Source organism: uncultured Sunxiuqinia sp., assembly GCF_963974515.1.
Classification (GTDB): Bacteria; Bacteroidota; Bacteroidia; order Bacteroidales; family Prolixibacteraceae; genus Sunxiuqinia.
Genome location: NZ_CAXBDD010000050.1, coordinates 22,283 through 28,710 on the forward strand (window position 1 = coordinate 22,283; position 6,428 = coordinate 28,710).

Sequence of the window (6,428 nt, forward strand, 5' to 3'; positions counted from 1 at the left end):
CCGCTCTTTCCAACCGCAAATCATCCGAATTTATTTTCTAAATTTATCCGCAGTTTATCTGAACAAAGAATACAAGTTCAGAAAGTTGATGGTTATTCAAAGAAATTGAGAACTCATATAAAACAATATTAAGCGCGAAAATCTGCCAGACTCTGATACGATTAGAAGACGATTCTATATAAATATAATTTCATCGGATGAAAACGGTAAGATTGATAGTGTACAGGTGGCACGGGGAGTCAATGAACTTTGCGACAATGAGGCAATTCGGACTATTAAATCAATATTTGAATGGGAAGTGCTATAAAGGCATCGTGAAAAGATAAATCGTGAATATACTGTTCCTGTCGTTTTTGATTTAACTGATAAGGAGATTTATGCAACAATATCATTTACAAAATCGTCCCAGTCGGGAGTTAAAGCGGGAATCGGAAATTGCCAACATCCTGATAAATGGCAAGTTTGCCGTTATTGCCATGTGCCGCGAAAACGAACCCTATGTTGTTACGCTTAGCTATGGCTACGATGTTGAGAAAAAGTCACTTTACTTTCATTGCGCACCGCATGGATTGAAATTGGATTTTTTAAGATACAATAAAAGCGTTTGCGCGACTGTGATTGACGATGGCGGTTACATTCCGGGAGCATGCGAACATGAATATCAGTCGGTGGTATTTTGGGGCGACATGCAAATTGTAAACGATTTGGAAGAGAAGAAACATGGCATGTGGGTCTTGCTGAGTCATTTAGAAGACCATGATTCAGTAGTCAGGGAAAAGATGATGAAATCAGAAAATTATTATTCGAAAATGGAGATGCTGAGACTGGATATTGAACAGATTCACGGAAAAGCGGGACGATGAAACGCTTGAAAAAAAAAATTGCGGAGCAGAAGGGAGTGTGATCGTTGTTTCCTGCTTCCACCTTTTTTGTAACAGAGGTGTGCCACGCTTTCGAGAGTTTTGGAGACTGCGACTACATTTTTAATTATTGTGCCTAATACTGAAAAAAATGACACTTGAAGATTTAGGATATCCCGTTGAGTTGGAACGCTACCGAAAAGACAAAGGGCTCGCGTCATTTGGAGTTGGGCGGGTTATTTCGGAGCACAAGGAGCGATACCTCGTAAGAACAGCAGATAACGAATATGATGCGGAGATCATCGGAAATTTTAGGTTTTCGGCGAAACAAAGGGCTGATTTTCCTGCTGTTGGCGATTGGGTTGCCATTGCTGAATATGATGAGAATAAGGCGCTTATTCATGCCGTTTTTCCCAGGAAAACCATTATTGAGCGACAAACCATAGGAAAACAGGGCGAAAAACAGATTATTGCAACAAATATTGACTTTGCTTTTATTGTGCAAGCCGTTGACCGGGATTTTAATATCAACCGAATGGAACGATATCTGACGATCTGCAACACATCCGGGGTCGAGCCGTTGATCATTCTCAACAAAACAGATCTGATCCCAGAGCACGAATTAACCCGCTTAATAGCGACTATTCAAAGCCGCATTAAGCAGGTACCGGTCATGGCGATAAGCAATGAAACCCTGGCCGGAATTGACCAACTCAAAACACAAATGCTGAAAGGTAAAACCTATTGTTTGTTAGGTTCTTCAGGGGTTGGGAAATCAACGCTGCTAAACAATCTTTCAGGCAGAGAGTTGATGAAAACAAACTCAGTTAGTGATAGTACCCACAAAGGAAGGCATGTGACAACTCACCGTGAATTATTCGTGCTGACCTGTGGTGGAATTTTAATTGACACACCGGGAATGAGAGAAGTTGGGGTCGCAGATGCAGCCACCGGATTGGAAATGACATTTAAAGCCATCGTGCGACTAGCCCGGGATTGCAAGTTTAAAGATTGTGCCCATACGACAGAAATTGGGTGTGCGGTTGTCGCAGCCGTAGAAAATGGAGAAATAGATCAATCGTCGTATGAAAACTATTTGAAAATGGAACGGGAAAGAGAACATTTTGAATCAACGACCGCCGAAAAACGCATGAAAGACAAGGAATTTGGGAAAAGGATTAAAAATTTTAAAAAAGATAGAAAATCGAATAAATACTAAGCAGAACCGAAGTGCCCTCCCGCCAGCAAAAATACTTTTAGTCGAGAAAATCGCATAGCATCGAGCTTGAGTGTTTGTCCTCTTTTGGTACTATTCATGTCTGCTTTGATGATCTTTATGTTTATATTATGCAAGAAATAATTTTAAATGACAATCAAAAAATTCCGGTCATCGGTTTTGGTACCTACAAGGCCAAAGCGCAAGTGGGCGTTCAATCGGTTATAGATGCTTTGTCCAATGGTTATCGTTTAATTGACACTGCTGCAATCTACGAAAACGAGGAAGCGGTAGGGAAAGGGATCAGGGCAAGTGGTATTCCGAGAGACCAGATTGTGGTGACCACCAAAGTGTGGCGTGAAGTTCTAGGCTTTAAGCAAACAAAAGCGGCTTTTAATAAATCGCTGGGCAGACTGAAACTGGACTATATTGACCTGTACCTGATCCACTGGCCTGCCAATGCAAGGAATTATAAAAACTGGCAGCAAATCAATGCTGATACCTGGCGTGCCATGGAGGAATTGCAGGCCGAAGGAAAAATCAGATCGATTGGTGTAAGCAACTTTTGGAAAGAACACCTGAAAGCGCTTTTTCAGACAGCACAAGTAATTCCTGCGGTGAACCAAATTGAGTTCCATCCGGGGTACTGGCAGCCTGAATTAACCGAATTTTGTCAACTCCAGGGGATTGTCGTTGAGTCCTGGTCGCCTTTGGCCAGAGGTGGTGTATTCGGAAATGAAGTTTTAGAAAGCATAGCGAATCGGCAAGGAAAATCGATTGCTCAGGTCTGCCTGCGTTGGGTGATTCAGCACGATGTGATTGTGATTCCGAAATCGACTTCAACAAAAAGAATGGAAGAAAACATCAGCCTGTTCGATTTCGAATTGTCAGACGAAGAGATGAAGCAGATCGATGATCTTCCAGAATTCGGATTCAGCGGAGAATTGCCCAATATTTGGCCGGATCGGATCTGAAACAAAGCAGAAGCACAACATTTCTCCAATAGACTTTGCGCTGTTTGGACAGGTCTTGAATACCTTGTCTGATGATTTTGTGATTAGGCGAAAAGCTAGTTTTTTTCGCTAAGTTCGAGCCAGCGCATTTCTTTTTCGTCCAGCTCTGCCGTCAGTTCCCCAAAGCGATTGGACTTCTCGGTCAGCTCATCCGTTGAAAGTTCACCGGAGTTTAAGGCTTGTTCCAGTTCCGCCTTTTCTGTTTCCAATTGCTGAATTTCCCGCTCCAGTTGTTCAAACTCCCGTTTTTCATTGAAGCTCATTTTGCTTGACACTTTATTCGTTGGTTTTTCCTGAACCGCTTTGGGCTTTGCAATGGTCTCCGCTTTTTTCCGGGCTTCCTCTTCTTCCTGCATCTGATTGCGGTAAATGGTATAATTGCCGGGAAAGTCGCGAATATTACCGTCACCATCAAACACAAACAGGTGATCAACGATCTTATCCATAAAATACCGGTCGTGCGAGACAATCACCACACAACCGCCAAAGGCTGCCAGGTATTCTTCCAGCACATTCAGCGTCATAATGTCGAGGTCGTTGGTTGGCTCATCCAGAATCAGGAAGTTGGGGTTTCCCATCAGAATGGTACACAGGTATAGTCGCCGACGCTCCCCTCCACTAAGCTTTTCAACAAAATTGTATTGTGTTTCGGGTGGAAACAGAAAGCGGGTGAGCAGCTGGCTGGCGGTCATCTTCTGCCCGTCTTCAAAATCAATAACTTCAGCAATATTTTTGATGATATCGATAACTTTTTCGTTCGCTTGAAAGTTGATACCTTCCTGTCGATAATAGCCTATTCGGATGGTTTGTCCCCAATCAATGTGTCCCGAATCGGGCGGAATGGCACCGGTGATAACATTCAGAAAGGTGGATTTTCCAGTTCCGTTCTTTCCCACGATCCCCACTTTTTCGAAGCGTGAAAATTGATAGCTGAAATCAGTGATGAGTTGCAGATCGTCGTAGCCTTTGGAAATATGTTTTAATTCCAGAATTTTTTTCCCCATGCGCGAAGAGGCCATGTTTAGCTCCAACTTGTCGTCCTGACGGGTCAGGCTGGCTCGTTCTTTCAGATCGTAAAACTGGTCAACCCGGTATTTGGCTTTGTGGCTTCGGGCCTTAGGCATGCGGCGCATCCATTCCTGCTCAGTGCGTAGCAGGTTTTTGGCTTTCTCGGTCGACGCTTGAAGCTGCTCTATGCGTTCTTGCCGCTTTTGCAGGTAATAACTGTAATTGCCCTGATAATCGTAAATCTGATTTTGGTCGATCTCGATAATTTCGTTACACACCCGGTCCAGAAAATAACGGTCGTGGGTTACCATAAACAGGGTGCAGTTGGTTTTTTCGAGATAAGATTCGAGCCACTCAATCATGTCCAGGTCCAAGTGGTTGGTGGGCTCATCGAGAAGCAACAGGTCGGGTTCATTAACCAACACGTTGGCCAGCGCCAGTCGTTTCTTCTGTCCACCCGACAGTTCACCAACCCGTTGATCGAAATCGTTGATCTTCAACTGGCTTAAAATTTGTTTCACTCGTACGTCAAAATCCCAGGCGTTCAGCTCCTCCATTTTCACGGTTAGCTGTTCTATGGCTTTTTGGTCGTGGTGCTTCACAGCGGCTTCAAATTCAGCAATGACGTCCAGAGCGGGATTGTCCGATCGAAGCGCTTCTTCCAGCACTGTCAGGTTTTCATTCAAATCCGGATCTTGCCGGAGGTAGCCAATTTTTACATCATTGGTATGGGTGATTTGCCCCTCATCCGGCCTGTCGAATCCGGCAATCAACTCCATTAAGGTGGTTTTTCCGGCACCATTCTTAGCGATCAGGGCCACCTTTTGGTCCTTGAAAATGGTAAAGGAAATGCCTTCGAACAGCATTTGTTCGCCATATCGTTTCGAAATCGACTCGGCCTGTAAATAGGGGATCATAATTCTATCTTCTTTTGGCGCAAAAATAGAAATTAAAATTGGCAATCAGGAGATGCAGCAGAACTACTTCCCAAAGATTCCGAAATCATTGCCCTTCGTTAATTTCATAAAAAAGGTCAATCAATTGTCATTCATGGTCATTTTATTGTTCTAGATCGTTTCAAAACAACTTAATGACCACTTAATCACATCTAAGACCGAATAAAATATGGTATGTAGGCGGACAATCCTATTGATTTTTCGTGCGTGATGGCTATTTTTGCTTTCTTCAACCCAGAAAAAACAAATATGCAGAAGAAGGAACGTTATCAACGGGTGATTGATTATTTTCAGCAAGCGATGCCAATTGCCGAAACAGAATTGGAATACGGAAATCCGTATGAGTTGCTGGTTGCCGTTATTTTGTCGGCCCAGTGTACCGACAAACGCGTCAATCAAATTACGCCCGATTTGTTTAAGCGGTTTCCAAAACCGGAGTTGATGGCCGAAGTAGGACCGGCCGAGGTATTCGAATACATCCGTTCGTGTTCATATCCAAATAACAAAGCCAAACACCTGGTTGGAATGGCTAAAATGCTGGTGACCGATTTTAAAGGCGTGGTTCCAGATGATGTGGTTGAATTGCAAAAAATGCCCGGGGTAGGGCGAAAAACGGCTAATGTCATTGCTTCGGTGGTTTACGAGAAGCCTGCTTTTGCAGTTGACACGCATGTGTTTCGGGTGTCCAACCGCATTGGACTGACCACGAACTCCAAGTCGCCCCTGGCAACGGAACAGGAGCTGATGAAATATTTTCCCGAGGAAATTGTTCCGCTGGCGCACCACTGGCTGATTTTACACGGGCGTTACACCTGCTTGGCTCGCACGCCAAAGTGCAAGGCCTGTGGGTTGAAAGAAGTGTGCGTTTATTATGCAAAACTTCAAAAAGCAAAAGCGGTAAAATAGCCGATAGAGCAGGTGATTAATTCGTATTTCCGATTCGGAAACCAATGACTTATTTAGTACAATTATAAATTGAGATTCGAGCTAGATTAATTGTAAATTAACTGTTAGTTTTGCAGCTGTAATTTTGTAATGAATTACTTTGATTTAATAGCAAACTTTGTACTTTTGCTCGTATTCTTTAACTTTAAAAATGAAGTGTTATGGCTTATGTAATTTCAGATGAGTGCATTGCATGCGGAACTTGTATTGATGAATGCCCTGTTGACGCGATCGCAGAAGGTGATATCTATACAATTGATGCTGATCTTTGTACTGATTGTGGCTCATGTGCCGAGGTTTGCCCGGTTGACGCAATTTCGATTGCCGAATAAAAACGGACAGCATAAAAATTTTAGCCCGTCATTTTCAAGTGGCGGGCTTTTTTTTTGTCCGACATGCATGTTTTCCGGCAGATTGAACGAAAACTGTG

6 protein-coding genes are annotated in these 6,428 nt (G+C 43.3%); 5 read left to right on the forward strand and 1 reads right to left on the reverse strand.

Annotated elements, in window-relative coordinates:
- The first annotated feature begins 377 nt into the window (after positions 1 to 377).
- The 3 genes from AAC033_RS11805 to AAC033_RS11815 all read left to right on the forward strand — a co-directional run bounded on the left by AAC033_RS11805 (position 378) and on the right by AAC033_RS11815 (position 3,050).
- Entirely contained in the window at positions 378 to 863 is a 486-nt protein-coding gene (locus AAC033_RS11805) for a pyridoxamine 5'-phosphate oxidase family protein (RefSeq protein WP_339738328.1), read from the forward strand.
- Positions 864 to 1,011: 148 nt separating this feature from the next.
- Positions 1,012 to 2,079, forward strand: a complete 1,068-nt coding sequence (rsgA, locus tag AAC033_RS11810; protein WP_339738330.1) for a ribosome small subunit-dependent GTPase A — start codon at positions 1,012 to 1,014, stop codon at positions 2,077 to 2,079.
- Between the two features lie 128 nt (positions 2,080 to 2,207).
- Positions 2,208 to 3,050: an aldo/keto reductase gene (locus tag AAC033_RS11815; RefSeq protein ID WP_339738332.1), complete on the forward strand. Its 843-nt coding sequence runs from the start codon at positions 2,208 to 2,210 to the stop codon at positions 3,048 to 3,050.
- 95 nt (positions 3,051 to 3,145) lie between these two features.
- Here the strand turns inward: AAC033_RS11815 and AAC033_RS11820 are convergent, their stop codons facing one another.
- On the reverse strand, positions 3,146 to 5,014 hold the full coding sequence (locus tag AAC033_RS11820; RefSeq protein ID WP_339738334.1) for an ABC-F family ATP-binding cassette domain-containing protein: 1,869 nt from the start codon (positions 5,012 to 5,014) through the stop codon (positions 3,146 to 3,148).
- 288 nt (positions 5,015 to 5,302) lie between these two features.
- Here AAC033_RS11820 and nth point away from each other — a divergent pair, with 288 nt between their 5' ends.
- Complete coding sequence (gene nth, locus AAC033_RS11825) at positions 5,303 to 5,959, forward strand: endonuclease III (protein WP_339738336.1); 657 nt, start codon at positions 5,303 to 5,305, stop codon at positions 5,957 to 5,959.
- 200 nt (positions 5,960 to 6,159) lie between these two features.
- Positions 6,160 to 6,330: a 4Fe-4S binding protein gene (locus tag AAC033_RS11830; protein WP_082326626.1), complete on the forward strand. Its 171-nt coding sequence runs from the start codon at positions 6,160 to 6,162 to the stop codon at positions 6,328 to 6,330.
- The last annotated feature ends 98 nt before the right edge of the window (positions 6,331 to 6,428 follow it).

What these genes read in the sequence shown, in the direction of transcription:
- AAC033_RS11805 (WP_339738328.1), top strand. Translation starts at nt 378, where the DNA reads ATGCAACAATATCATTTACAAAATCGTCCCAGTCGGGAGTTAAAGCGG.
- rsgA (WP_339738330.1), top strand. Translation starts at nt 1,012, where the DNA reads ATGACACTTGAAGATTTAGGATATCCCGTTGAGTTGGAACGCTACCGA.
- AAC033_RS11815 (WP_339738332.1), top strand. Translation starts at nt 2,208, where the DNA reads ATGCAAGAAATAATTTTAAATGACAATCAAAAAATTCCGGTCATCGGT.
- AAC033_RS11820 (WP_339738334.1), bottom strand. Translation starts at nt 5,014, where the DNA reads ATGATCCCCTATTTACAGGCCGAGTCGATTTCGAAACGATATGGCGAA.
- nth (WP_339738336.1), top strand. Translation starts at nt 5,303, where the DNA reads ATGCAGAAGAAGGAACGTTATCAACGGGTGATTGATTATTTTCAGCAA.
- AAC033_RS11830 (WP_082326626.1), top strand. Translation starts at nt 6,160, where the DNA reads ATGGCTTATGTAATTTCAGATGAGTGCATTGCATGCGGAACTTGTATT.